Source organism: Thalassospira sp. MIT1004, assembly GCF_001858545.1.
Lineage (GTDB): Bacteria > Pseudomonadota > Alphaproteobacteria > Rhodospirillales > Thalassospiraceae > Thalassospira > Thalassospira xiamenensis.
Genome location: NZ_MCAO01000042.1, coordinates 133,764 through 156,886 on the forward strand (window position 1 = coordinate 133,764; position 23,123 = coordinate 156,886).

At 55.6% G+C, this 23,123-nt stretch carries 22 protein-coding genes; 16 read left to right on the forward strand and 6 right to left on the reverse strand.

Going from position 1 to position 23,123, the window contains the following annotated elements; genetic code table 11:
- Positions 1–317 precede the first annotated feature (317 nt).
- The 3 genes from BC440_RS23190 to BC440_RS14655 all read left to right on the forward strand — a co-directional run bounded on the left by BC440_RS23190 (position 318) and on the right by BC440_RS14655 (position 2,056).
- On the forward strand, positions 318–476 hold the full coding sequence (locus tag BC440_RS23190; protein ID WP_156484639.1) for a hypothetical protein: 159 nt from the start codon (positions 318–320) through the stop codon (positions 474–476).
- A gap of 166 nt (positions 477–642) precedes the next feature.
- Positions 643–1,428 (forward strand): alpha/beta fold hydrolase, encoded by a 786-nt coding sequence (locus BC440_RS14650; RefSeq protein ID WP_071240372.1) that lies wholly within the window; start codon positions 643–645, stop codon positions 1,426–1,428.
- A 13-nt stretch (positions 1,429–1,441) separates the two neighbouring features.
- Positions 1,442–2,056, forward strand: a complete 615-nt coding sequence (locus BC440_RS14655; RefSeq protein WP_071240373.1) for an NUDIX domain-containing protein — start codon at positions 1,442–1,444, stop codon at positions 2,054–2,056.
- A 13-nt stretch (positions 2,057–2,069) separates the two neighbouring features.
- Here the strand turns inward: BC440_RS14655 and BC440_RS14660 are convergent, their stop codons facing one another.
- Positions 2,070–2,810, reverse strand: a complete 741-nt coding sequence (locus BC440_RS14660; RefSeq protein WP_071240374.1) for an SDR family NAD(P)-dependent oxidoreductase — start codon at positions 2,808–2,810, stop codon at positions 2,070–2,072.
- A 143-nt stretch (positions 2,811–2,953) separates the two neighbouring features.
- On the opposite strand from BC440_RS14660, the gene BC440_RS14665 reads away from it, so the two are divergent.
- A complete protein-coding gene (locus tag BC440_RS14665; RefSeq protein ID WP_071240375.1) occupies positions 2,954–3,334 on the forward strand; it encodes a hypothetical protein in 381 nt (126 codons plus the stop codon).
- A gap of 129 nt (positions 3,335–3,463) precedes the next feature.
- Here BC440_RS14665 and phaZ read toward each other — a convergent pair whose 3' ends face one another.
- The 3 genes from phaZ to BC440_RS14675 form a co-directional block, all read right to left on the reverse strand.
- Entirely contained in the window at positions 3,464–4,753 is a 1,290-nt protein-coding gene (phaZ, locus tag BC440_RS14670) for a polyhydroxyalkanoate depolymerase (RefSeq protein WP_037992408.1), read from the reverse strand.
- Between the two features lie 665 nt (positions 4,754–5,418).
- A complete protein-coding gene (locus BC440_RS23645) occupies positions 5,419–5,550 on the reverse strand; it encodes a hypothetical protein (RefSeq protein ID WP_255356831.1) in 132 nt (43 codons plus the stop codon).
- Between the two features lie 303 nt (positions 5,551–5,853).
- On the reverse strand, positions 5,854–6,837 hold the full coding sequence (locus BC440_RS14675) for an AraC family transcriptional regulator (RefSeq protein ID WP_063093475.1): 984 nt from the start codon (positions 6,835–6,837) through the stop codon (positions 5,854–5,856).
- A 274-nt stretch (positions 6,838–7,111) separates the two neighbouring features.
- Here BC440_RS14675 and BC440_RS14680 point away from each other — a divergent pair, with 274 nt between their 5' ends.
- From BC440_RS14680 to BC440_RS14725, 10 genes are all read left to right on the forward strand, one after another.
- The gene (locus tag BC440_RS14680; RefSeq protein WP_210766360.1) at positions 7,112–8,386 is read left to right on the forward strand and encodes an ABC transporter substrate-binding protein; all 1,275 of its coding nucleotides are present in this window, start codon (positions 7,112–7,114) and stop codon (positions 8,384–8,386) included.
- 137 nt (positions 8,387–8,523) lie between these two features.
- The gene (locus BC440_RS14685) at positions 8,524–9,447 is read left to right on the forward strand and encodes a sugar ABC transporter permease (RefSeq protein ID WP_007090837.1); all 924 of its coding nucleotides are present in this window, start codon (positions 8,524–8,526) and stop codon (positions 9,445–9,447) included.
- Between the two features lies 1 nt (position 9,448).
- On the forward strand, positions 9,449–10,288 hold the full coding sequence (locus BC440_RS14690) for a carbohydrate ABC transporter permease (RefSeq protein WP_062952569.1): 840 nt from the start codon (positions 9,449–9,451) through the stop codon (positions 10,286–10,288).
- Between the two features lie 37 nt (positions 10,289–10,325).
- Positions 10,326–11,954 (forward strand): alpha-glucosidase, encoded by a 1,629-nt coding sequence (locus tag BC440_RS14695; RefSeq protein ID WP_071240376.1) that lies wholly within the window; start codon positions 10,326–10,328, stop codon positions 11,952–11,954.
- A gap of 26 nt (positions 11,955–11,980) precedes the next feature.
- Positions 11,981–13,111 (forward strand): sn-glycerol-3-phosphate ABC transporter ATP-binding protein UgpC, encoded by a 1,131-nt coding sequence (gene ugpC / locus BC440_RS14700; protein WP_071240377.1) that lies wholly within the window; start codon positions 11,981–11,983, stop codon positions 13,109–13,111.
- Between the two features lie 146 nt (positions 13,112–13,257).
- Positions 13,258–14,763, forward strand: a complete 1,506-nt coding sequence (gene zwf, locus BC440_RS14705; RefSeq protein WP_007090841.1) for a glucose-6-phosphate dehydrogenase — start codon at positions 13,258–13,260, stop codon at positions 14,761–14,763.
- Between the two features lie 4 nt (positions 14,764–14,767).
- A complete protein-coding gene (pgl, locus tag BC440_RS14710; RefSeq protein WP_083379381.1) occupies positions 14,768–15,562 on the forward strand; it encodes a 6-phosphogluconolactonase in 795 nt (264 codons plus the stop codon).
- Positions 15,563–15,567: 5 nt separating this feature from the next.
- A complete protein-coding gene (gene edd, locus BC440_RS14715; protein WP_071240378.1) occupies positions 15,568–17,406 on the forward strand; it encodes a phosphogluconate dehydratase in 1,839 nt (612 codons plus the stop codon).
- The gene (gene glk / locus BC440_RS14720) at positions 17,406–18,344 is read left to right on the forward strand and encodes a glucokinase (RefSeq protein WP_071240379.1); all 939 of its coding nucleotides are present in this window, start codon (positions 17,406–17,408) and stop codon (positions 18,342–18,344) included. Before edd ends, glk begins: the two co-directional genes overlap by 1 nt.
- 22 nt (positions 18,345–18,366) lie before the next feature.
- Positions 18,367–19,008 carry a bifunctional 4-hydroxy-2-oxoglutarate aldolase/2-dehydro-3-deoxy-phosphogluconate aldolase gene (locus BC440_RS14725; protein ID WP_007090845.1) on the forward strand — a complete coding sequence of 214 codons (642 nt, stop codon included), beginning with the start codon at positions 18,367–18,369 and terminating at the stop codon, positions 19,006–19,008.
- A gap of 1,388 nt (positions 19,009–20,396) precedes the next feature.
- Here BC440_RS14725 and BC440_RS14735 read toward each other — a convergent pair.
- Positions 20,397–20,630: a hypothetical protein gene (locus BC440_RS14735; protein WP_071240381.1), complete on the reverse strand. Its 234-nt coding sequence runs from the start codon at positions 20,628–20,630 to the stop codon at positions 20,397–20,399.
- Between the two features lie 151 nt (positions 20,631–20,781).
- Between BC440_RS14735 and BC440_RS14740 the strand changes: the two genes are divergently transcribed.
- A complete protein-coding gene (locus BC440_RS14740; protein WP_037992416.1) occupies positions 20,782–21,651 on the forward strand; it encodes a LysR family transcriptional regulator in 870 nt (289 codons plus the stop codon).
- A 143-nt stretch (positions 21,652–21,794) separates the two neighbouring features.
- Here BC440_RS14740 and BC440_RS14745 read toward each other — a convergent pair whose 3' ends face one another.
- Positions 21,795–22,043: a hypothetical protein gene (locus BC440_RS14745; RefSeq protein ID WP_139192129.1), complete on the reverse strand. Its 249-nt coding sequence runs from the start codon at positions 22,041–22,043 to the stop codon at positions 21,795–21,797.
- A 124-nt stretch (positions 22,044–22,167) separates the two neighbouring features.
- Between BC440_RS14745 and BC440_RS14750 the strand changes: the two genes are divergently transcribed.
- Complete coding sequence (locus BC440_RS14750; RefSeq protein WP_071240383.1) at positions 22,168–23,043, forward strand: LysR family transcriptional regulator; 876 nt, start codon at positions 22,168–22,170, stop codon at positions 23,041–23,043.
- The last annotated feature ends 80 nt before the right edge of the window (positions 23,044–23,123 follow it).

A 23,123-nucleotide genomic window follows, 5' to 3' on the forward strand; every position in this document is an offset into this window, starting at 1 on the left:
TTGATCTGCCTCAATCCCTTTATATGCAAAGGATAGAGGTCTAATTGATCCGGCCTGTTCGGATTGTGTTTGAACTGTGTAAAACGGGTCGGGGAAAATTTCGTTCAAGTTGAATGGTTTATTTGTCATGAGACAATCATGCGTCTTTCGCATGAAATGATTATGACGAACTTGTGTCTGGATATGCGTCAAATGCATGGGTGAGGTGAAAAAACTCGTCTCGTCGGATCGAATAAACAGGCGTACACCGGCTTCAGAACAAATCAACGCGAAACCGGAGCGCACATAGCTCCGCCTGTTATGGAAAGGATAAAGCCATGCGTCGTTATGGTGATTACGATCTGACCACGCTGCAGCGCGAAGCCGAAAAACTCCGTGCTCAGGCGATCCGCAAAGCCGTTGTTACTTTGGCCCGCAAAATTGCTTCCCTGTTTGGCGGTAACCGCCTTCCGGGTGGCCGTCCGGCTGGTGCCTAAGCTTAACGCTTGGCGATGAATACCGGGTCGAATGACCCAAAAACACCCCCGCATTCCTCCCATGCGGGGGTGTTTTGATTCCCATCCCCACCACAGGGCTTCACGCCATCGTCCGGTCCCGCTATTAAAGGGAATAACCAGATAACCCGATTGCGGAGCGTGCCTGATGAAACTTGCCCATTATGCCTTTGGCGAAGAAAACCGTGACAATGGTACGCTTGTGATCCTGCATGGGCTGTTCGGGCAGGCGCGTAACTGGACCGCCATCGCCCGGCGTCTGGCGGAAAAATATCATGTGATTACCGCCGATCTGCGCAATCATGGCCGGTCTGAGTGGGATGCGAACATGACCTACGCGGCGATGGCATCGGACATCGCCGAGCTGATCCGGGATGTTGCCAATGGTCCGGTTCACCTGATCGGACATTCGATGGGGGGTAAGGCATCAATGGTGCTGACCCTGTCACAGGATGCCGATCTGGTGGCCGATCTGGTTGTGGTTGATATTGCGCCTGTGACCTATGACCATGACTATACCGACTATATCAGTGCCATGAAGTCGGTGGATTTCGATGCAGTATCGCGGCGCGCCGAAGTCGAAGACGCACTTGTCAGTGGCGTTTCGGAAAAGGGCGTGCGTCAGTTCCTGGCACAGAATGTCGCGACCGACAAGGAAACCGGCAAAATGTCATGGCAGGTCAATATCGATGCCATGGCAAACCACCTTTCCGATATCACCGGCTGGCCCGAAACGGCCAATGGCAGTTTTGATCGCGATGTGCTGTTCATATCCGGGGCCAATTCGCATTATGTCGACCCCAAGGATCGTGATCACATCAAGTCGCTGTTTCCCAAGGCGGCCTTTACCAGCATCAAGGGCGCAGGCCATTGGGTTCATGCCGAAAAACCCGATGCGGTATTGCTGACCCTGTCTGCATTTCTGAACCGCTAACGGATATTTTGACATGACAGAGCTTCCCAAAGGTTGGAACTTGCCGGAAAACGACGATATCCGCGTTCAGAACATCGAATGCCTGTCGGATAACTGGTATCATCTGTACCGCGTCAGCTTTGATCTGCGCCGAAGCAACGGCGAATGGCAGCATCAGCAACGCGAAGCCTATGACCGGGGCAACGGGGCGGGCATCCTGCTTTATAATCGCGGGGCTGGCACCGTGATCCTGACACGGCAATTTCGTCTACCATCCTTCGTGAACGGCCATGAAAACGGCATGCTGATCGAAGTTCCGGCGGGTTTGCTTGACGACCGTGATCCGGCATCCGCCGTGATTGCAGAGGTCCAAGAAGAAACCGGCTACAAGATCGGCAAACCGCAAAAGGTATTTGATCTGTTCATGAGCCCCGGTTCGGTCACCGAACGCCTGCACCTGTTCGTGGCCGAAGTCACAAGCAACCACCGCGCGGGCGAGGGCGGCGGCTTGCATGAAGAGGGCGAGGATATCCACGTGCTTGAAGTGCCCTTCAAGGACGCACTGGCCATGATCGCGGATGGTCGTATCAGGGATGCCAAAACCGTCATTCTGTTACAGCACGCCTTGTTGAAGGGGCTGTTTGATTGATGTTTTTGCAGCTTTACCAAGGTAATTCGCTACCATCATAGGCAAAGAAACCGCCGCTTTGTGATGGTTGCAGCCCGTCAATCACCATCAACATATTGGCCGTTGCTAAATCGGGGCTTTGTATATTTAGCCCCGATTTGGCAAACGGGCCCGAAAGGCCGGTATCAACCGTGCCAGGATGCAAGGCGATGCAGATGGCATTGCGTTTGCTGCGTGCAAGTTCGATGGCGGTGCATTTGACCAACTGGTTCAATGCGGCCTTTGCGGCACGATAACCGTACCAGCCGCCCATCCGATTATCGCCGATGCTACCGACCTTTGCCGACAAGGTGGCAAATACCGATTTGCCGTCGCGCGGCAATAACGGCGTGAAATGCTTCATCAGCAAAGCCGGGCCAATGGCGTTGATCAGAAACGATTTCGCCATGTAATCGGCATCGATCTGGCGCAATGATTTTTCCGGCTGAAATACCTCGTCATGCAGATAACCGGTGGCATCGATGATCAGGCGAACGGATTGGTTCTTGGCAGATGCCTTATCACGAACAAAGGCGGCGGCAGTTTCGATGCTGCCGGGATCGGCAAAATCAATGGCTGGCTGGGTGCCGCGCGATAGTTCGATCACACCATCGAACCGGCCACAATCGCGAAGATGTTTCACAAAGGCCCGGCCGATGCCGCCGGTTGCCCCGATTACAATTGCGATGCTGGCAGCATCAAAACTTTGCAGTTTGGGGGCGGGTGGTATCGACATGATCTGATCCCCGATCTGGTTTTCTATCCTGTCTGTTTTACGTAGGGAAAACCGTGTTGGTTTATGGATTGTCACAGTAACGGATTACACCCGTCTCAGATGCGTCAGTTATCCTTTATCTTTCGCAAATCAGGGACAATCCAATGCCATATGTTTTTAGCCAGGCCGCCGATACCGAAGCCATCGCCGAACGGGAATGGGGCAAAGCGGCTCAGATCATGTTTACCGGCTTTTCATCGTGCATCGGGATCATGGCAATCAAGAACAATGAGGTCATCGGTGTGCATCTGCCAGTGCGCGATGGGAATAACGCGGTGACCAATGACGATATCGATACGGCAATCGGATTGCTGGATGGTGGGGCGTATCCTGTCGTGATCGGATCGATCAGTGCATGGGAAGCATCGGCGTCTGCGGTCTATCAGCATCTGGTCGATACACTGCATCCGGTTGAACAATATGCCTATGGCGACGGGACCTATGGTGGCGAAATCGTCAATGGCCGGATTCGGCCGCGCTTTTGACGTCAAGCTGACTGATGATCGGGGCAGGAACACATCCCCATATCCCCCGTCTCAGGCATCAAAGCCAAAAGCCGCCCCGGATAAGGGCGGCTTTTGAGTGTTCTATTCATCCGAGGATCGGGGCGCTGCCTATTCGGCGGCTTCGATCCGGGTCATGTCGGGCGCGCTTTGGCGGCCTTTGCCCTGCTGGTCGTGGCGGCGGATGAAATCCTTGATCCGCGGGCTGATCTGTTCGCGCCAGCGACGGCCGTTAAACACGCCGTAATGACCAACGCCCTTCTGGATGTGATGCATGCGCATATTATCGGGCAGATTGCTGCAAAGCTTGTGCGCGGCACGAGTTTGTCCCATGCCGGTGATATCGTCGCGTTCACCTTCGACCGTCAGAAGGGCGGTCTTGGTGATGGCGGACGGTTCAACCGGAACTCCCTGCCAGCGCATCGTCCCTTCGGGCAGCTGATGTTCGTGGAACACGGCTTTCAGCGTCTGAAGATAGAACTCGGCACTCATGTCCATCACGGCCAGATATTCATGATAGAAATTGCGCTTGGCATCGGCGCTTTCGCCGTCGCCTTCGACAAGATGGGTGAACATCTCGTGGTGGGCGGAAACGTGCTTGTCCCAATTCATGCTCATGAACCCGGCCAACTGCATGAAGCCAGGATAAACACGGCGCATCACACCGGCATGGGGCAGCGGTACATGCGAAATGACATGGCGTTCAAACCAGTCCAGACTGTGCTGTTTGGCGAAATTGTTGACCTCGGTCGGGTTTTCACGCGTATCGACCGGGCCGCCCATCAGGGTCATCGATGCCGGCTGGCACGGCTCGTTACCTGCTGCCATTAGCGATACGGCGGCAACCACCGGAACGGATGGCTGGCACACTGCCATCAGATGCGTATTAGGGCCCAGCTTGCGCAGGAACTGCATGACATAGTCGATATAGCTATCAAGGTCGAAATGACCCAGATGCACCGGCACCGTGCGCGCATCGATCCAGTCGGTGATGTAAACATCGTGATCGGGCAGTAATGCCTCGACCGTGCCGCGCAGAAGCGTCGAGAAGTGACCTGACAGCGGGGCCACGATCAGAAGCCGCGGATCGTCGGGCTGATTTTTAAGGTGATCGGTTTCGCGTTTGAAATGCAAAAGATTGCAGAACGGTTCGCTGTGAACGATTTCCTCGGTCACGGCAACGGTTTCACCATTGATGATCGTGGTATCAAGGCCAAATTCAGGCTTGCCATAACGATGCGTGATATGGGTGAACACATCAAACGCGGCGGCCGCCGCGCGGCCCTGATGGGTATAGGCAAGCGGGTTGACCGGATTGCGCAGCCACTTCTTGCTGGCATCTGCCGCCATCCGCAATGGACTGATGGTGGCGTGCTGCAGTTCATAGAGATGGTACAGCATTAATCTCTCACTCCCCGGCGATGCAAAGGTTCGGTGGTGGGGTGCATCGACCGTGTTGGTCCCCGGCTGCATTTTTCCGAAAGGATTTCCGGTGGGCAGGCCTTCTGATTTTCGTAAGTTCCGAACCCGCGTCCGGCCGTTTTTTGCGGGTGACCATCCGGGGTTCAGCTGATTGCGGGCTAAGACACCGCAAAATCACGATAAACAGAAATCCTGCAATTCATCAGAATCCTACGATACTTCAGGTTTCAATCAATAGCCTAAAAGTATGATGAATTTCCAAACTTTCGTTTTTCACCTTGATTCAAACCAACATTCGGGGTGCTGTCGAGTGAAATTTTGCAATGCAGCGTAAGTTGTTGCGTTGCAATAATAGTTTTTCCCTGAAAGATGAGGTAAATCCGTCCTGATCTATGCAATGGTATAGTATCTGCGGGACTCGAGGTCCGAAAGAACCAATCAAAGAAAAACGCTGCTGTCGGGGAAACAGCAGCGTCAAGTAGCGCGGAATAACGAAAGTAATATGCAGGTTACAATTTACGTGACCCGGACCGATGGAAGAGGGACGACCGACAGACGGGACAGGGTATGGGTGCGGGGTTGCCTGCCGGTCGTCACCCTGGATGGGAAGTCCATCCGGGTCTCGTAAAAGGTATGAGCTTTGATCAGATCAGACCGCGAAGGGTTTGCGCCATTCCCAGTCCAATCACGAACAGGAAAAATCCGGTGCTTCCGACCACGGCGACCGTGCTGCAAAGCTCGTTTAGGCGGTTCGGATTTTCAAGCAACTTCATCATGGCTATGTCCTCCTCAATCTGTCTGAAGAAACCATACTGATCCCGTTTTGTTCTCACAAGAACAAAATTAGAACAAAGGTCGATTAAATTGTTAAGTTGATGTTTTTAAATGAAATTTATTTGTTCTCGATGTTCTCTTTTTTCTGCTGAAAATGAGAACATCGATGGTGAACACTGTGTGTCAGGTCGAATAAAACCCGCAGAAAACAACGGCTTTACGCGAGTCTTCAAGGAGGTAGGCCATAGGAGTACGGAAAACGGAACATCGTCGCATTCCAGATGTTCCGTATTGCTTCGCAGGACCTATTCTGCGGCGGATGCCGGAATGGCTGTGCGGCGGTCCGGGACACCGTCGACCTCGCTTGGCAGCGGGCGGGCCGGTACGGCGCCGATGCGGGCATCGGGCATCGGTGGGTGATCGGGGAACTGGCCGTGAATGCGAATGTTTTCGCGATAGTCGCTGGCTGATTTTCCGCGATACTGGCGAAAACGCCGGTTGAAGTTAGACAGATTGCTAAAGCCGTTATTTTCGGCGATCTGATAGATCGGAAGATCGGTGCGCGATAGCTGCACGCAGGCCCGCGAAATCCGGTATTCGTTCAGATATTCGACAACACTGCGCCCGGTATAGCGTTTGAACAGCCGGTAAAAACTGCTTTCACTGACCCCTGCCACATCGGCAAGCGATGAAACCCGAAGCGGTTCGGCGTAATGGGCATGAATGAAGGCCAGTGCGCGATCCACCCGGATAGATTCGCTATTCTTCCCGGCTTCGCCGCCAAAATTGGCCGATGCCAGCGGTTTGTCGATCCCGGCAAGCAGGGCTTCAAGCAGTTCGATCATCAGGATAAAGCGCCGCCGCGGTTTGGCATCATCAAGGTACGGGCAGATTTCCCGAACCTGTTCCACGGTTTCATCGCGAAAGGAAAGACCGCGGCGCGCACGGGCAAACAATTCGTGGAAATCTGCAAATTCAACAAAATCCCGCGTGAGGTTTTCCACCCATTCCTGCGACAGCCAAAGCACATAAACCTCGATCGGGCGGGACGGATCAATGCGTTTGCATTCCCAAAGATGGGGCAGGTTGGGGCCGACCATGGCGAAATCCAGCCCGTCAAACGTCTGCCGATGATCGCCAATCAACCGCGATCCTTTGGCGTTGAGCGTCAGGGTCATTTCATATTCGGGGTGCTGGTGCCAGTTGCAGCGAAAATCATCCCAGACATAGTGAAAATAGCCCCAGCTATATCCCTGTGGATTCGTGATCCGTTCCTGAATGATCCGCATATCGTCCTACTATTCGTGTCCTGATCGCCGCGAATTTGCAGAATAGTATCATCCTTTGAAGGATATGACACTTTGAAAAGGTGCGATCAGGCGTATCCTTTTTCAATCGGGCGGCTCTGCACCGGGAAGCAATCACCAAAACAGATTGCAGCCGGTGATTGCATCTGGGGTTCCGGTACGGGCGCCCGACCCGGACAAAAAGACCAATCAAAACGAACAAAAGCAGCTGCCAAAAGCTGTATGGGAAAACCGATAACATCCTAGGGAGGTCTCAATGACCTTGATGAAAAAACTGCTCGCAACGGCGGGCGTTCTTGGCGCAGCTTTCGTGATGGCCGGACCGGCCAATGCCGCAAAAATTTCTATTTCCTGTGGTGCCGTCGGCCAGGAACTTGCGCTTTGCCAGGAAGGTGTCGATGCATGGGCAAAGCAAACCGGCAACGAAGTTGCGGTAATTTCCACCCCGAATTCGACTACCGAACGACTGGCGCTGTATCAGCAGATTCTTGCTGCCGGATCACCCGATATCGACGTGTTCCAGATTGATGTGATCTGGCCGGGGATTCTTGGCAACCACTTCATCGATCTTAACGAATACATGGCGGATGAAGCCAAGCAGCACTTTGAGGCCATTGTTACCAACAATACCTTTGAAGACCGGCTGGTCGCAATGCCGTGGTACACGGATGCGGGCGTGCTGTATTACCGCAAGGATCTGCTGGAAAAGTATGGCGAAAGCGTTCCTGAAACCTGGGAACAACTGACTGCGACGGCTCAGAAAATTCAGGAAGGCGAACGCAAGGCCGGTAATGACAAGATGTGGGGCCATGTGTTTCAGGGCCGCGCCTATGAAGGGCTGACCTGTAACGCGCTGGAATGGGTGGTTTCGTTCAATGGTGGTTCGGTGGTCGAACCGAATGGCGATATTTCGATCAATAACGATCAGGCAAAAAAGGCGATTGAAACCGCATCAAACTGGGTCGGCACCATTTCCCCCGAAGGCGTTCTAGGCTATGCCGAGGAAGAAGCGCGCGGTGTGTTCCAGTCAGGCAATTCGGTTTTCATGCGCAACTGGCCCTATGCCTGGGCATTGGCCAATTCGGCAGACAGCCCGGTCAAGGGCAAGGTCGGTGTTGCCGCCCTGCCCAAGGGCAGCACGGATGGCCGTTCGGCGGCGGCCCTTGGCGGGTGGCAGTTGTCAGTTTCGAAATATTCGGAAAATCCGGAACTGGCGGCCGATCTTGTAAAGTTCCTGACCTCCTACGAAGAACAGAAACGCCGTGCGATCAAAGGGTCCTATAACCCGACGATTGCCGATCTTTACAAGGACGAAGAAGTCCTTTCAGCCAACCCGTTCTTTGGCGATCTTTACGAAACATTCACCAGTGCGGCACCACGTCCCTCCACGGTGACCGGTTCGAAATACAATCAGGTATCAAGCGAGTTCTGGCAGGCGGTGCATGCATCCTTGTCGGGATCGCAGAACGCCGATCAGGCGATTACCGGACTTGAACGCAACCTGAAACGTGTGAAACGTTCCGGCTGGTAAACAGGGTTTGCAACACCGGGAGGCTCTTGTTTTCCCGGTGTTGCTCCAATCCTGTTTTCGTACCAGCTTTGCTTTGGCCGGTTTGATGGATGGCGGTCATGATCGATCATCCCCCTTCAAGATCAAGAGCGGTTCCCATGGCGCAAGCTTCGTCCCTGACGCGTGCAAGACGGCGTTCGGCATGGCTGTTTTTAACGCCGATGCTGGTCATTCTTGCCGCAGTGGCCGGTTGGCCGTTGCTGCGGACTTTCATCTTCGGTTTTACCGATGCAAATCTTTCCGACCTTGGCAATTATGGCTTTATCGGCTTTGAAAATTTCTATGCGGTTTATGACGGCGAGACGTTCGGCCTTCTGGCCGATCCGGAATGGTGGCAGGCAGTCTGGAACACGATTTACTTCACCGTGATTTCGGTTTCGCTTGAAACGGTGCTGGGTATCATTGTGGCCCTTGTCCTTAATCAGGAATTCAAGGGGCGCGGTCTGGTTCGGGCGGCGGTTCTGATCCCGTGGGCGATCCCGACGATTGTATCGGCCAAGATGTGGAACTGGATGCTGCATGACCAGTTCGGCATCATCAATGATCTTCTGATGTCACTGGGGCTGATTGCATCGCCGGTTGCCTGGACAGCCAATCCCGATACGGCAATGGTCGCGGTAATCATGGTCGATGTCTGGAAAACCACGCCGTTCATGGCGCTTCTGACACTGGCGGCCCTCCAGATGCTGCCAAGTGACTGTTACGAGGCCGCCCGTGTCGATGGTATTCATCCGATCCGGGTGTTTTTCAAGGTGACATTGCCGCTGATCAAACCGGCATTGATGGTCGCCGTGATCTTCCGTGCCCTTGATGCATTGCGTGTGTTTGACGTGATTTATGTTCTTACGCCGAACAATCCGAACACCATGACCATGTCGGTCTATGCCCGGCAGCTTCTGGTCGATTTTCAGGAAGTCGGATATGGCTCGGCGGCATCAACGCTGCTGTTTCTGGTGATCGCCTTTTCGATCATGGCCTACATGATGATCGGCCGGGTCCGGCTTGACGAGGGGGGACATTAACATGAACCGCAATGTCAAATCCCTGATGATGAAGGCAGGGTTCTATCTTCTGGTGGCGGCGATCGTGATCTTTGCCGTCTTCCCGTTTTACTATGCGATCCTGACCGCGTTCGAAACCGGATCGGCGTTGTTTGACGTCAATTACCTGCCGGAAAGTTTCAGTTTTTCGAACTATCTGTCGGTGTTTGAAGGGCAGCCGTTTGGCCGCAATATCTTCAATTCGATCTTTGTCAGTGTGATGGTCGTGGCCCTGTCGCTTCTGATGGGGGTAACGGCATCCTATGCGCTTGCACGGGTTAAATTCGCCGGGCGTGGCCTGTTGCTGGTGACGATCCTGTCGGTGTCGATGTTCCCGCAGGTCGCGGTGCTGTCGGGCATGTTCGAACTGATCCGCGCCGTCGGGCTTTATAATTCGATGTTCGGGCTGGCGATTTCATACATGATGCTGACCCTGCCATTCACGGTCTGGATATTGACCGCCTTCATGCGCGAATTACCGCGCGAGCTTGAAGAAGCTGCCGTGATGGATGGGGCCAGCCCCTGGACCGTGATCACGCGCGTGTTCCTGCCGGTTATGTGGCCGGCGATGGTCACCACCGGGCTTTTGGCCTTCATCATGGCATGGAACGAATTCCTGTTTGCCCTGACCTTCACCCTGACGAACGAACAGCGCACCGTGCCGGTTGCCATCGCCCTGATTTCCGGGGCCAGCCAGTTTGAAATGCCATGGGGCAATATCATGGCGGCATCGGTGATCGTGACGGTTCCGTTGATTGTTCTGGTTCTGATTTTCCAGCGTCGCATCGTGTCCGGCCTGACCGCCGGGGCTGTCAAAGGCTGATGCGGCTTCTCGTCCCACATGACCTAAGGTGACTTAAATGGCTTTGGCCGGAAATCCTGACTGGTGGCGCGGTGGCGTCCTGTATCAAATCTATCCGCGCAGCTTCTTTGATTCCAATGGCGATGGCATTGGTGATCTGCCCGGCATTACCCAGAAACTCGATTACATTGCCGATTTGGGCGTCGATGGCATCTGGCTGTCGCCGTTCTTTACCTCGCCCATGAAGGATTTCGGCTATGACGTGGCGGATTACCGCGATGTCGATCCGATGTTCGGGACATTGGCCGATTTCGACCATCTGGTTGAAAAGGCCCATTCGCTTGGCCTGCGCGTCACCATAGATCAGGTTCTGTCGCACAGTTCCGATCAGCATGCCTGGTTCAAGGAAAGCCGGTCATCACGCGATAATCCAAAGGCCGATTGGTATGTCTGGGCTGATCCCAAGCCCGACGGCACGCCACCTAATAACTGGCTGTCGATCTTCGGGGGTTCGGCATGGAAGTTCGATACCACCCGGCAGCAATATTACATGCACAACTTTCTGGTTAGCCAGCCGGACCTGAATTTCCATAACCCGGATGTGCAGGCCCAGTTGCTTGACGATGTGGAATTCTGGCTGCGTCGCGGGGTGGATGGTTTTCGGCTTGATACCGCCAATTTCTATGTCCATGACGCGGAATTGCGCGATAACCCGCCATGGGTTCCGGGTACCCACCGGCCCGAAGGTGCCCCAAAGGAAAATCCCTATACCCGCCAGATGCATGTCTATGACAAAACGCGACCGGAAAATATCGTGTTCCTTAAAAAGCTGCGCGCGGTTCTCGATAAATATCCGGGGGCAACGACGGTCGGTGAAATCGGGTCGGACAATTCGCTGGCGACCATGGCGGAATATACCGCCGGGGGCGATAAACTTCACATGGCCTATACGATCAATCTGCTGGAAAGCCCGCTTGAAACGCCGTTGATCCGCGGGATGTTGCGCAATGTGTTTGACGTCCTTGGTGATGGCTGGCCGTGCTGGGCGGTGTCGAACCATGACTTCGTCCGGGTCGCGACCCGTTGGGGCAGGGACAAGGGCGGCGATAATGATGCCCGCCTTCGCATGATCCCGGCCCTTTACACCACATTGCGTGGCACGCCCTGCATCTATCAGGGGGAGGAACTTGGCCTTGAAGAGGCCGTCGTCCCCTATGAATTGCTGCAGGATCCTTACGGGATTGAAATGTGGCCGGAATTCAAGGGGCGCGATGGTTGCCGGACCCCGATGCCGTGGATGAATGCCAATATTCCGCATGGCGGTTTCACGACAAGTGACGCGCCGTGGCTTCCGGTCCCGCAGGATCACAGCGTGCTTGCGGTTGCCGAACAGATGGATGACCCCAATTCACTGCGCAGTTTCTATCGTGATCTTCTGGCGTGGCGCAAAATCCATCCGGAAATCATCGATGGCGATATCGAGATGCTCGATATCGATGACAATGTCATCGCCTATGCCCGGATGGCGGGCGTGGTCCGGACCATCTGCGTGTTCAATACGACACCCGATGCCCGAACCGTGACCTTGCCCGGGCGTTCGGATGCGAATTTCGCCCTTAACAGCGGATCGGTTACCGGCAATCAGCTTTCGCTGCCGGGGTGGGGCTTTTATTTCGGAACGATATAAATCGACAAGTCGAGGGAGGAACCCGCATGTCTGAAGTGGTTCTTAAGCAGGTTAAAAAACGTTTCGGTCCGATCGAAACCATTCATGGTGTCGATCTGAATATCCGCGATGGCGAATTTTGTGTGTTTGTCGGCCCTTCGGGGTGTGGCAAGTCGACCTTGCTGCGCCTGATTGCCGGGCTCGAAGATATAAGCGACGGCGAACTTTCCATTGGTGGCGAGGTCGTTAATGACAGGGCGCCAAAGGATCGTGGTGTTGCCATGGTCTTTCAGTCCTACGCGCTTTATCCGCATATGACGGTCTATGAAAACATGGCGTTCGGCCTTGATCTTGCGAAAAGAAGCAAGGACGAACAACGCGAACGTGTGATGGCCGCGGCCAGGGTGCTGCAACTTGAAGAATTGCTGGACCGCAAGCCAAAGGAACTTTCGGGCGGGCAGCGCCAGCGTGTTGCGATTGGCCGGGCGATTGTGCGCAAGCCGAAAGTCTTTCTGTTTGACGAGCCGTTATCGAACCTTGATGCCGGTTTGCGCGTGCAGATGCGCATTGAATTGACAAAACTTCATGAAAAATTGAAGTCCACGATGATTTACGTGACGCATGATCAGGTCGAAGCCATGACAATGGCCGACAAGATCGTGGTTTTGCGGGCCGGTTCGGTCGAGCAGGTCGGGACCCCGCTTGAACTCTATCATCATCCGCAAAATCAATTTGTTGCGGGCTTCATCGGGTCGCCTAAAATGAACTTTGTTCCGGCGGTTGTGGTGGGGGTTTCGCAACAAACTGTTACGGTTAAACTGGATTCCGGTAAAGAGGTGACGCTGCCTGTTGATGGCAGTGGTCTTGACGCCGGAGATCGTGTAACAGTGGGCATCAGACCGGAACATTGCAGCCTTGCCGATCAGGACACGGCATTGCTGTCAGGAACGGTCGAAGTGGTTGAACATCTGGGCGAGGCGGGTCTCGTCTATGTGCAGGCCGGTGGTGATGAACTGTTCGTTGCCCGTGTCACGGGTGACACGGCAATTGTAACAGGATCATCCATTGGCATTCATGCCCGGGTGGAAGATTGCTATCTGTTCGATCAGAACGGACAAGCCAGACGGCGCCTTGATGTGGATAACGAACCGCTCAGAGCCCAGCTGGCAACAGGATAGGCGGTGACGGGGCGAAAACCCGGCGCCTGCCAACACGGTAAATACCGTGGCCCGGTCGTTTGCCAGAGCCCTTCGGGCTCGGGATCCCACCTTTACGACGGGGAGGAAACGAGTGAGAGCAGTTCGCTTGGAAGGCTTAGGGCAAGATGACACAAACGACGACGCAGCGCCAACGGCTGAAGCATCGTATCGCTGATATCGTGATTTTCGGTGGGACCGGAGATTTGGCGTTACGCAAACTTTTCCCCGCACTTTACGAAATGGAACGTACCGGGCGTTTTGACGATACCACCCGTATTTTCGGTGCATCACGCAGCGAACATTCCGACGAAGAATTCCGCGCCAAGCTTGAAGAAGCCGGAAAGAAATACATTCCCAAAGGCGAATTTGACGCCAAGGTCTGGAAAAAATTTGCCGCACGCATCGCCTATGTTCAGGTATCCGCGGGGGATGAGGCCGGGTTTAAAATCCTGCATGAAAAGCTTTCCGATCAGCCGGATCGCGACCGCGTCTATTATTTCTCGACCAGCCCGTCGCTGTTTGCCGATATGGCCTTTAACCTCAAGAAAGCCGGTCTGGTAACGCCCAATTCGCGTGTTGTGCTTGAAAAGCCGCTGGGCCACGATCTTGAAAGCTGCCGTGAAATCAACGGCCAGATCGGTGAAGTCTTCGAAGAACACCAGATTTTCCGTATCGACCATTATCTTGGCAAGGAAACGGTGCAGAACCTTTTGATCCTGCGCTTTGCCAATGCCATGTTCGAACCGCTGTGGAACAGCGCGCATATCGATCATGTGCAGATCACGGTTGGCGAGGAAGTCGGCGTCGAAGGGCGCTGGTCCTATTATGACGATGCCGGTGCGATGCGCGACATGGTTCAGAACCATATGTTGCAGCTACTCTGCCTTGTCGCGATGGAAGCCCCGCATGTTCTCGATCAGGACGCGGTGCGCGATGAAAAGGTCAAGGTGCTCAAGGCACTGAAACCGATCAACGATTCCAATATCGACAGTGCCACCGTGCGCGGCCAGTACCGCAACGGTGCCGTCGGTGGCAAGGAAGTCCCGGGCTACCTTGAAGAAGAAGGTGCCAATATCGACAGCACCACCGAGACATTCGTTGCCATCCGGGCCGAACTGAATAACTGGCGCTGGGCCGGGGTGCCGTTCTATCTGCGGACAGGGAAACGCTTGCCGAAACGTCATTCGGAAATTGTCATCCAGTTCCGCGATGTGCCGCACCAGATTTTCCCGCTGGCAAAATCCATGACCAATTATCAGGCCAACCGCCTTGTTCTGCGTTTGCAGCCTGATGACGGCATTCATCTGGTTCTGAATACCAAGAATCCGGGGCCGGGGCTTGTGCGCCTGCGCCCGACCGCGCTTAACCTGTCCTTTGCCGAGGCGTTCGGTGGTCGAAGCCCGGATGCTTATGAACGTCTTTTGCTGGATGCGATTGATGGCAATAACACGCTGTTTGTTCGCCGTGACGAGCAGGACATTGCCTGGCAGTGGGTCGATGCCATTCAGGAAGCATGGCAAAGCAATCACATCACGCCCAAGGGTTATACCTCGGGCACGTGGGGGCCTTCGGCGGCCATTGCGCTGATCGAGCGTGACGGCCGGACCTGGAACGAAGAAGCCGGGTTCTGATGACATGCGGGTCGCCTTGCCTTTTGGTGGGGCGGCCTTGCGTGACGATGAACCGGTTCCCAATTTTCTGGACGAAGACATGACAAACGAACGCATTTTCCAAAGCGGCGATGACATGCTTGCGGCCATGGTCAAGGAAACCGTGGAACGCCTTGAATTCGCCATTGCCATCCGCGGCCATGCCAGCATGGCGGTGGCCGGTGGACGTTTTCCCAAACCGCTTTTTGAAAAACTGTCGACCGTCAAACTCGACTGGTCAAAAGTCACCGTCACGCTTGGTGATGATCGCTGGGTGGGGCTGGATGACGATCAGTCGAACGAAAAGCTGGTTCGCGATCATTTCCTGATCAACGAGGCCCAGCATGCGCGTTTTGTGTCGCTGAAAACCGGCGATGCCAATCCCGAAGACGCAATTTCAACGGTTTCAAGCCGCCTTCGCACCGATCTGAACTGGCCGCTTGATATCGTGTATCTGGGCATGGGCGATGATGGCCATACGGCATCCCTGTTCCCGTCATCCGCGCCCGATGCCCTGCAAAAGGGACTTTATCCCGCCCATGGCGAACTGGTTGCCGCCGCGCGCCCGACCGTATCCCCGGTCCCGCGCATCAGCATGACTTTGCCCGCCATCCATAATGCCCGGTATATTGGCATCCATATTACCGGACAATCCAAATGGTCGACCTTTGAAACCGCGAAAAACGGCACCGAGATCGAAGAAATGCCGGTTCGCGCAATCTTGCAGCAGACTGACATCCCCGTCGATCTGTGGTGGAGCGCCGAGAACCCGAAAGGCTGAACCCCATGAAACGTGAATTAGAACAGATTACCAAACGCATCATCGAACGTTCCAAACCCACCCGCGAGGCCTATCTGGAACGCATCGAAGCCGCCGCGTCCGACCGCCCGCATCGCTCATCCCTGTCGTGCGGCAACCTTGCCCATGCGTCTGCGGGCTGCAGTGCGGCGGACAAGGAACGCATCAATGGTGACGAAGGTGCCAATCTGGGCATCGTGACATCCTATAACGATATGCTGTCCGCCCATCAGCCGCTGGGCGTTTATCCCGACCGCATCAAAAAGGCCGTGTTCGAAGCCGGGGCAACCGCACAGGTTGCCGGTGGCGTGCCCGCCATGTGCGATGGCGTGACGCAAGGCCGTCCGGGGATGGAGCTGTCGCTGTTTTCACGCGACGTGATCGCGATGTCGACTGCGGTGTCGCTGTCCCATGATGTGTTTGATGCCGCCCTTTATCTTGGTGTCTGCGATAAAATCGTACCGGGTCTTGTCATGGGCGCGCTTGCCTATGGCCATATTCCGGCGGTGTTTGTGCCAGCCGGTCCGATGCCGTCCGGTTTGCCCAACAATGAAAAGGCCCGCATCCGTCAGCTTTACGCGCAGGGCAAGGTCGGCCGCAAGGAGCTTCTTGAAGCCGAAACCGCGTCCTATCACAGCCCGGGGACCTGTACCTTCTATGGTACGGCGAACTCCAACCAGATGCTGATGGAAATTATGGGTCTGCATTTGCCCGGCGCGGCGTTTGTTAATCCGAACACCGATCTGCGTGATGCCCTGACCGAAGAAGCCGCCCGTCGTGCGCTTCAGATCACCAAGCTTGGCAATGATTACCGTCCGGTTGGCAAAATTCTCGATGAAAAGGCATTTGTGAACGGCATTATCGGTTTGCTTGCGACCGGTGGGTCGACCAACCACACCCTGCATCTTCCGGCGATGGCCCGTGCGGCGGGTATCGAGCTTCGTTGGGAAGATTTCGATGAATTGTCGAAACTTGTGCCCTTGCTGTGCCGCGTTTATCCGAATGGGCAAGCCGATGTGAACCACTTCCATGCTGCGGGCGGCATGGGCTTTGTGATCAGCGACCTTCTGAAAAACGGTCTTCTGCATCCCGATCTTCAGACCATCCATACCGGTGGCATGGCGGCCTATGGCACCGAGCCGTATCTGGATAATGGCAAATTGTCGTGGCGTGATGCCCCGGCCACCAGCCATGACGAGGAAATCCTGCGCCCGACCGAAAAGGCGTTTAGCACCGATGGCGGTCTTCGCATGCTGTCGGGGAACCTTGGCCGTTCGGTGATCAAGGTCTCGGCGGTGAAGCCGGAAAACCGCGTGATCGAAGCCCCGGCGGCGGTCTTTACCTCGCAGGAAGAAATGATGCAGGCGTTCAAGGATGGCAAACTGCATCGTGACGTTGTCTGTGTTGTGCGTTTCCAGGGGGCCAAGGCGAATGGCATGCCGGAACTGCACAAACTGACCCCGCCGCTTGGCGTGTTGCAGGACCTTGGTTACAAGGTCGCCCTTGTCACCGATGGTCGCATGTCGGGCGCGTCGGGCAAGGTCCCGGCGGCAATCCACGTCACCCCCGAAGCCATGATGAATGGTCCGATTGCCAAGGTCAAAGACGGCGATATCGTGCGTCTGGATGCCGAAACCGGCGAGCTGATCCTGAACGTGACCGAGGCCGAGCTGGCCAAGCGCGACTTTGCGACCTTTGATAACAAGGCCGAACATCAGACCGGTTTCGGTCGTGAATTGTTTGGTGTGTTCCGCGAACATGTCGGACTGGCCGAAATGGGTGCCAGTGCGGTGCTTCCGGGGGATATCGAGGCAGAGGTAGCATAATGCGGCTGGTTGGTGATATCGGCGGTACCAACGCCCGCTTTGCCTGGATTGACGAAAATGGAAATCCGCAATCACCGATGACATTGCCGGTCCGCGATTATGCGACCATCGGCGATGCCATGCGGGATTTCATGGTGAAAACCGATTGCGCGGATCTGAATGAATTTGCGGTTGCCGTGGCGTGCCCGGCATCCGCAGATATCATCAAATTCACCAATAACCCGTGGGTGTTTTCCAAGGATGCGCTGAAGGCTGAATTTGGTCTGGATCGTCTGGTGGTGGTCAATGACTTTACCGGCCTTGCGATGTCCGTGCCCTATCTTGGCGACGAAGACCTGATCACGCTGTTTGATGGTCCGGGGCGCCCGGGATTGCCATTGGCGGTGATCGGAGCGGGCACCGGGCTTGGCGTTTCGGGGCTTCTGCGCCATGACGATCACTGGATTCCGATCCAGGGCGAAGGCGGCCATGTGTCACTGCCCGCCGTCGATGATCTTGATTATGAAATCGTCAAATTCCTGACGGCTGAACTGGGCCGTGTGTCGGCCGAACGTATCCTGTCGGGGATGGGGCTTGAAAACCTTTATCGTGCGCTTGCCGCCATTGACGGGATCGACGTGATACCGCTCAGTGCCGCTGAAATCGTTGAAAATGCCATGCAGAAAAACGATCCGCTTTGCCTTAAGGTGCTGGATCGGTTCTGTCTGTTCATGGGCGGGGTGGCCGGTGATCTGGTCCTGACGCTTGGCGCGTTTGATGGTGTGTTTATCGGCGGCGGAATTGGTCCGCGGATTGCCGGTTTTATGAAACAAAGCGGCCTTAAGGATCGTATGATCGCCAAGGGCCGTTTCCATGATTTGATGAATGATGTGCCGGTGCGCCTGATGACGGCGAAATACCCGGCCCTGATCGGTTGTGCCAAAATTTTGACGGCCTGACCGATAAACTGGAGGATACCCAATGAGCCTTTCGTCACGCGAAATTCTGTCCAAGGCCCCGGTCGTACCGGTTCTGGTGATCGAAGACGCCAATGATGCCGTTCCGCTTGCAAAGGCGCTGGTGGCCGGTGGTTTGCCGGTGCTTGAAATCACACTGCGCAGTGCCGCAGCCGAAGAAAGCATCAAACGCATCATCGCCGAAGTGCCAGATGCGATTACCGGTGCAGGCACCGTGATCAATGCCAAGCAAATGGAACGCATGGCAAAAATCGGCTGTGCCTTTGCCGTGTCGCCTGGCCATACCAAAAGCCTTCTGAAGGCGGCCAAGGATACCGGCGTGCCGTTGCTTCCGGGGGCCGGAACCCCGTCCGAGATCATGTATCTGCTTGAACATGGCTACGACATGCTGAAATTCTTCCCCGCCGAACAGCAGGGCGGTGTTTCAATGCTCAAAGCCCTTTCCGGGCCGCTGCCGCAGGTCAAATTCTGCCCGACGGGTGGTGTGTCGCTGGCAAACCTTGGTGATTATCTGGCCCTGCCAAACATCATCACCGTGGGTGGTTCATGGGTTGCCCCCAAGGACGCGGTCAAGGCCGGTGACTGGGCCACCATCACCCGCCTGGCACAGGAAGCCACTGACAAGGTTGCCGAATTGCGCGGCTGATTGGCCGGGATAAACACCCACAAAAGGAGCCCGGTTCGGGCTCCTTTTGCGATGAAGGCTTTGGTAGGGAAATAGGATGATCATGCTCAAGGCATTGATAAATATGGTCTTCTCGCTGTACTGAGCTTTTTCTGGGAACTTTTTCCGGTTTTCTGGAGTAAAGTTCTTGATTTGTTCTTTGTGTTGTGGCATAAAGATAAAGTCAACAGGACAAATGGGTCCGGAGACAAAACCCGCAAAGCGAATCACGCTTTGCGGGTTTTTTGCGTTTTGGGCGGCAAAATGGGAATGAGACGATGACAGGGCAGCGATCTGAAAGGCCGCAATGGCGGGGGTGGCATCGCCAAAGGAGCATCTCTGGCGCATGGAAAAGCCATTACGGTGGTGGTGTGTTCGTGCCGTAAGGTCGCGGGAAATTTACGAAAAACGGGTGTTTATCATGACGGGAGAAATGTGCCCTTAGGGCAAGGGCGTTTGTTCGGGGCCGCGGGGGCTGGGTCAAGTTGGTTCGGTCCGGTCGGTGAAGTGTGACAATGCCGAGAATCAGCGGGCCCGAATTGCGCCCGGATTGGATCGGTACGGGGGCCGGGATTGGCAGGCAGGATCGGTTGTCAGCGGGCTGGTAGACCGTTTGGCGATGCGAAAGGGCGGTGATCGATGGCGGGAGTTGTGTGCCTGCCATGCGGCAACGTGTGGCCCTTGGGGTGAGGTGCGTTTCGGGTCAACCGAGGGCGGCGGGTGTTTGTTCGGGGCAGCGGGGGCCGGGGCGTGGTCCGTCCGGGCGGTGGCGTTTGGCGATGCCGGGGGCAGCAGGTTTGGCTTGGTGGGATTGGGTCGTTTGCCAAGAGCGGCTGGCGGGATGGGTTGCCTGCGGGCTGGTGGACCGTTCGAACATGCCGAAAGGTCGGTCATCTCTGGCGGGATTTGTGCTTGCCATGCGGCAACGTGGTTGCCGTTTGGGGTGAGGTGCGTTTCGGGTCAACTGAGGGCGGCGGGTGTTTGTTCGGGGCTGCAGGGTTCAGGGCGCGGTTCGTCTGGTCGGTGGCGTTTGGGGGTGTCGGGGGCAGCGGGTTTGGCTTGGCGGGATTGGATCGTTTGCCCGGAGCGGCGGGCAGGATTGCTTGCCAGCTGGTCGATGGTGCGTTCGGAGATGCCGGGGATAGTCTGGTTTGTTGATTGGCTTGGCGGTTGATCAAAATCGTCGTTCCGGGGCGGCGGGGCGCAGACCCGGAATCCATGCCCGGTCGAAAGAGACTGGATTCCCGTCTCGTCATTCGGGGAAATGACGATCTGGTTGGGAGGGCCTTGCCGGTTGGGAGGGCTGTGTCAGCGGTTCGGGAGCCCGGTGTGGGCTCCCTTTTGTTTGCTGGTGGTGCGAGGGACGGTCGTCAGACAATGCGCGTGACGCGCCACTGGTTGCCGTCAAATGTGCGTTGCAGGCCGACATCGCGAAGCTGATCGTCACTCAGATGCGCCATCACCTCGCGTTCGTTTTTGCGTTTGCGGGCGTCGAGCGAATAGCTTGCGATCTTTTTGATCAGGCGGCCAAACGGGACGCGATTGGCGATGGGGTCGGTGCGGATGTCGAAGTCCTGTGCTTTGGTCGGGGTCTGATAGGCCATGATGTCCTCCTGATTTTCCAAAAGGTTGTGTTCTGTTGATGAGCTGATCCTCTCATATGCAAAATAAAACGGGAATTTGGTTGTTTTGCAGATTTAATGTGCAAAAATAACCGGAACAGCCGAGGCCCGATCATATGGACTGGTCAAGCACATGAATTGGAACGACCTGCGTTATTTCCTGATCCTTGCCGAAGAAGGCAGTCTTTCGGGGGCTGCGCGGCGGTTGCGCAAGGAGCACACCACCGTGGCGCGGCGGATCGAGGCGCTTGAAGAGGCGGTGGGGACCAAGCTGTTTGATCGTCTGCCGCGCGGCTGGCAACTGACGGCTGCGGGGCAGAACCTTGTGCCGGTGGCCGAACGGGTTGAGGCAGAGGCGCTTGGCTTTGAACGGCAGGCCAGGGGCGATGAAGCCGCCCACGGTGTGGTGCGGATATCCGTGCCCCCGGTCGCGGGGCGGGTTTTGTTTGCGCCGCGTCTGGCGCAATTGCTGACCGCGCATAAGGGGCTGGAATTTGAAATTATCGGTGCGTCCAACGTGGTCAATCTGGCCCGGCGGGAAGCCGATCTTGCGGTGCGCATGATTACCCCGCGCGAACCGGGCCTGATTACGCGCAAGCTGGTCGAACTGGGGGTCGGTCTTTATGCTGCACGCGGATATCGTGACCGCGTCCCCGAACAGGATTGGGAATTCTGCGGGTACGAGGACACGTCCTATGGGGCAGCCAAAAAGGAATGGGTGCGTAATATTATGGGGCGGGAATTGCCCTGCCGGTTTCGGGCCGATGATACGGAATCGGTGCGGCAATTCATCGCGGCCGGGCACGGGGTCGGGGTGTTGCCGCGCTACCTTGCCGATGGCGACGACCGGCTTGAACTGATCCGGGCCGATACGGCGGGCGAAAGCCGCGAAACCGCATGGCTGGTTGTGCATCCCGATATGCGCCGGTCCCCCGGTGTGCGGCTTGTCATGGATGCCCTGATCAAGGCCGCCGACAGCATTTCGGCAGAATTTCAGGTGTGAAAAACAAAAAGAGACCCCGTGCTGTGTATCTGCGCGGGATCTCTTTTGCTGCCTGAGGGAGGCATATCAAAGCGTGTCGATTGCCGGGTAAAACAGGGATCACAATCCCCTGATATTGTACGGCCGCTTTGAATTCGATGTAATCACCACATTTTTTCGCGCAGGCTGCCATCCTGGGTGCGCTCCAGACCCATATCGCGCAGTTGGTATTCATTAAGTCGCATCAGAGCCGCATCGGTTTGATGGCTTTTATAGGCTCTGATCACGAAAGCGGCGGCGGCGCGAAGTAGGCGGCCAAGCGTCAAGGTCTTGAAATTCGCCGATTTCTTTGCACGATTGCCCATGGTTTCGCATGCCGTGCGTGCTTCCAGGCTGACTTGTCCGCTCATCATCTGGCCTCCTGTGCCACGAATGTTTGATGTCGATGCACAGACTTTCTCATGCGCATAAAAATCACGTAATCCGATTAATCTGCGCTATAGTTGTGCAAATTTGCGCAAGTTGGGGCGAGGCATCATGAACTGGAATGATCTGCGATATTTTGTTGTTCTCGCTGCTGAGGGAACGCTTTCCGGTGCGGCAAGACGCCTTAAAAAGGATCACACCACCGTAGCACGCCGGATCGAAGCCCTTGAGCAGGATCTGAATTCCAAACTGTTTGATCGACTGGCAACCGGATGGACTCTGACCGAGGCGGGGGAAAATCTTGTGCCCGTGGCGACCAAGATCGAAGAAGACGTTCTGGCGTTTGAACGGCAGGCACATGGCGACGAGACCGCCTATGGCGTGGTGCGTATCTCGGTGCCGCCGGCTGCGGGGCGGCTGCTTTTTGCGCCGCGTCTGGCCGAGGTGCTCAAAGATCAGAAACATCTGCAATATGAAATTCTTGCATCAAGCATTGTCGCCAATCTTGCCCGGCGCGAAGCAGACGTTGCCGTGCGCATGGTGCAGCCCGACCAGAACGGTTTGGTGGTGCGCAAATTGACCCATCTGCGGATGGGTATCTATGCCTGCCGGGGATATTGCGAACAAACCCCGCCTGATGAATGGGAATTTTGCAGCGAAGAACGCAATTCCCGTGGCGAACGGCAACAGGCATGGGTGTGGAAAAAACTGGGGCGGCAATTGCCTGTCCGCGTCCGTGCTGACGATACCGAAACAGTGCGATCCTTTATCGTCGCCGGATATGGATTGGGTATTCTGCCGCGCTATATCGGGGACGAGGACAAGCGCCTTGAACTTGTCCTGCGCGATGATGACTGCGAGATCAGCAGACCGGTCTGGATGGTGGTCCATCCCGATATCCGTCGATCACCGGCGGTGCGCATCGTGATGGATGCGCTGGTGCGCGCGACCGAGAACATCAATCCGGAATTTAAACACGGGTTTTAGTGATCAGTATGCCAGAACCTTTCGTAAAAATTTATGGCTTGGGAACAATCATCCCGAAAAAATGATACATCGGTTCGCCG

Excerpts from the sequence above, each read along its gene's own strand:
- BC440_RS23190 (WP_156484639.1), top strand. The coding sequence starts at position 318 with ATGCGTCGTTATGGTGATTACGATCTGACCACGCTGCAGCGCGAAGCC.
- BC440_RS14650 (WP_071240372.1), top strand. The coding sequence starts at position 643 with ATGAAACTTGCCCATTATGCCTTTGGCGAAGAAAACCGTGACAATGGT.
- BC440_RS14655 (WP_071240373.1), top strand. The coding sequence starts at position 1,442 with ATGACAGAGCTTCCCAAAGGTTGGAACTTGCCGGAAAACGACGATATC.
- BC440_RS14660 (WP_071240374.1), bottom strand. The coding sequence starts at position 2,810 with ATGTCGATACCACCCGCCCCCAAACTGCAAAGTTTTGATGCTGCCAGC.
- BC440_RS14665 (WP_071240375.1), top strand. The coding sequence starts at position 2,954 with ATGCCATATGTTTTTAGCCAGGCCGCCGATACCGAAGCCATCGCCGAA.
- phaZ (WP_037992408.1), bottom strand. The coding sequence starts at position 4,753 with ATGCTGTACCATCTCTATGAACTGCAGCACGCCACCATCAGTCCATTG.
- BC440_RS23645 (WP_255356831.1), bottom strand. The coding sequence starts at position 5,550 with ATGATGAAGTTGCTTGAAAATCCGAACCGCCTAAACGAGCTTTGCAGC.
- BC440_RS14675 (WP_063093475.1), bottom strand. The coding sequence starts at position 6,837 with ATGCGGATCATTCAGGAACGGATCACGAATCCACAGGGATATAGCTGG.
- BC440_RS14680 (WP_210766360.1), top strand. The coding sequence starts at position 7,112 with ATGACCTTGATGAAAAAACTGCTCGCAACGGCGGGCGTTCTTGGCGCA.
- BC440_RS14685 (WP_007090837.1), top strand. The coding sequence starts at position 8,524 with ATGGCGCAAGCTTCGTCCCTGACGCGTGCAAGACGGCGTTCGGCATGG.
- BC440_RS14690 (WP_062952569.1), top strand. The coding sequence starts at position 9,449 with ATGAACCGCAATGTCAAATCCCTGATGATGAAGGCAGGGTTCTATCTT.
- BC440_RS14695 (WP_071240376.1), top strand. The coding sequence starts at position 10,326 with ATGGCTTTGGCCGGAAATCCTGACTGGTGGCGCGGTGGCGTCCTGTAT.
- ugpC (WP_071240377.1), top strand. The coding sequence starts at position 11,981 with ATGTCTGAAGTGGTTCTTAAGCAGGTTAAAAAACGTTTCGGTCCGATC.
- zwf (WP_007090841.1), top strand. The coding sequence starts at position 13,258 with ATGACACAAACGACGACGCAGCGCCAACGGCTGAAGCATCGTATCGCT.
- pgl (WP_083379381.1), top strand. The coding sequence starts at position 14,768 with ATGCGGGTCGCCTTGCCTTTTGGTGGGGCGGCCTTGCGTGACGATGAA.
- edd (WP_071240378.1), top strand. The coding sequence starts at position 15,568 with ATGAAACGTGAATTAGAACAGATTACCAAACGCATCATCGAACGTTCC.
- glk (WP_071240379.1), top strand. The coding sequence starts at position 17,406 with ATGCGGCTGGTTGGTGATATCGGCGGTACCAACGCCCGCTTTGCCTGG.
- BC440_RS14725 (WP_007090845.1), top strand. The coding sequence starts at position 18,367 with ATGAGCCTTTCGTCACGCGAAATTCTGTCCAAGGCCCCGGTCGTACCG.
- BC440_RS14735 (WP_071240381.1), bottom strand. The coding sequence starts at position 20,630 with ATGGCCTATCAGACCCCGACCAAAGCACAGGACTTCGACATCCGCACC.
- BC440_RS14740 (WP_037992416.1), top strand. The coding sequence starts at position 20,782 with ATGAATTGGAACGACCTGCGTTATTTCCTGATCCTTGCCGAAGAAGGC.
- BC440_RS14745 (WP_139192129.1), bottom strand. The coding sequence starts at position 22,043 with ATGATGAGCGGACAAGTCAGCCTGGAAGCACGCACGGCATGCGAAACC.
- BC440_RS14750 (WP_071240383.1), top strand. The coding sequence starts at position 22,168 with ATGAACTGGAATGATCTGCGATATTTTGTTGTTCTCGCTGCTGAGGGA.